A 1579-nucleotide genomic window follows, 5' to 3' on the forward strand; every position below is an offset into this window, starting at 1 on the left:
GAGACGGACCAACCGACGCCGGTCTCCCACGCTGTACTGATCGTGCTGTACGTGTGGGCCCGGTGTGCGTCGATTCGTGATGTTCGTATCGGAATCGCCATCGATCGGCGACGGTCGGACCGGTCGAGCAGAGTGCGTCCCACGCTCCCCCGCCTCTGTCCGAGGCTCAGCGGAAGCGTTCGGCCTCACGTGCGAGTTGCACGAGGTCGGCGCACAGGGACTCCACCTCATGGGCCGCCGCACCTTCGGCAACGGCTGTCGCCACGTCCTCGGCGGCACATCGAACCTGGAAAACCCGGTCGACCATGGCGGAGGCTTCCTCCGAGGTGAGCACCACCGCATCGGCTGGGATGCTGGTGCCCTTGACCTGGGTGCGCTGCTCGTACGCGCGTTGACGGCACGATTGGCGGCAGTACCGGCGACGCCGGCCCATCCCCGTCTCTGCCACTTCGCGTCCGCACCACACACAGGAATCCGGTCTGCGGGAGGCGCTGGTCATGGTCGACCACCTTACTGCGCGGCGCCCCCGAGCCCGCCCGGTAAGATGTCGAGGTTGCATCTGCGCGGCGTGCGGGAACCAATCGGGAGGCCGTGGCGTTGTAGATGAGTGTGAACGCTTGGTGCTGGTCCAGGCGTGCTCGCGCGGAGACGAACGAGGAGAGGACACAACCATGGCAGATCGCGTACTTCGAGGGAGTCGACTCGGAGCGGTGAGCTACGAGACCGACCGTGACCACGACCTCGCGCCCCGTCGGATGGCCAAGTACCGGTGCGACAACGGTGAGGTCTTCGACATTCCCTTCGCCGACGATGCCGAGATCCCCGGTACGTGGCTGTGCCGCAACGGCCTCGAGGGAACCCTGGTCGAGGGCACGGCGCCCGAGGCCAAGAAGGTCAAGCCGCCGCGTACCCACTGGGACATGCTGCTCGAACGCCGTTCCAAGGAGGAACTGGAAGAGCTGCTGAAGGAGCGCCTCGACCTGCTGAAGGCGAAGCGCCGCGGAGCCTGACACAGGCCACCGAACCGTACGAACGCCGTCTCGGCTCTGCCGGGGCGGCGTTCGCCGCGTCCGGGGGGTGTGCGACCCCGCCTTCGGCGCGGTCCGGGGTGCCTGCGACCCCATTTTGGGCGGGGACGGGATGTTCGACACGGACAAGCTTCTGTAGGCCACTGGGCTGGTCACCGTCTCGACAGGACTCATCCAAGTACTCCGATCTGCTGAACGCGGGCGCGTTACATTCCGAGCACACCAAGCACCGAGCGTCACGCCCCGAACACGCAGTCGAAGAAACCACGTATGACCGACCTCCCGGGCTTCCATACCGTGTGAGAGGTAGGTCACATGACCGCTCTCAATCTACTATTCGGTACGGCGGAGTCAAGGGTTTGGTCTTCTCTTCGGGCAAATCTCACACCTGGGGTATGAAACCGGCACCCTGAAACCACGGCAGGTCCGGCGTTCACGATGTTCCGGGTGGTCAACCGCTCATTTCCACTACAACCGCTCACATTTCGTGGTATTTCCCCATCACCGCCCAAACCAAACCTTGCGGTCGGTTGAGCGGCGGCGGAGTGCGG

2 protein-coding genes are annotated in these 1579 nt (G+C 65.0%); one reads left to right on the plus strand and one right to left on the minus strand.

The window, feature by feature from the left end; genetic code table 11:
* Nucleotides 1–166 precede the first annotated feature (166 nt).
* Nucleotides 167–499 (minus strand): hypothetical protein, encoded by a 333-nt coding sequence (locus tag JWS14_RS01355; protein ID WP_072946210.1) that lies wholly within the window; start codon nt 497–499, stop codon nt 167–169.
* 172 nt (nt 500–671) lie between these two features.
* Here JWS14_RS01355 and JWS14_RS01360 point away from each other — a divergent pair, with 172 nt between their 5' ends.
* Nucleotides 672–1010 carry an RNA polymerase-binding protein RbpA gene (locus JWS14_RS01360; protein ID WP_005255751.1) on the plus strand — a complete coding sequence of 113 codons (339 nt, stop codon included), beginning with the start codon at nt 672–674 and terminating at the stop codon, nt 1008–1010.
* Nucleotides 1011–1579: the final 569 nt, after the last annotated feature.

This window comes from Rhodococcus koreensis (assembly GCF_017068375.1).
GTDB classification, from domain to species: Bacteria; Actinomycetota; Actinomycetes; order Mycobacteriales; family Mycobacteriaceae; genus Rhodococcus_F; species Rhodococcus_F koreensis.

Bases quoted from the DNA above. Each gene is read 5' to 3' on its own strand.
- JWS14_RS01360 (WP_005255751.1), top strand. From the start codon at position 672: ATGGCAGATCGCGTACTTCGAGGGAGTCGACTCGGAGCGGTGAGCTAC.
- JWS14_RS01355 (WP_072946210.1), bottom strand. From the start codon at position 499: ATGACCAGCGCCTCCCGCAGACCGGATTCCTGTGTGTGGTGCGGACGC.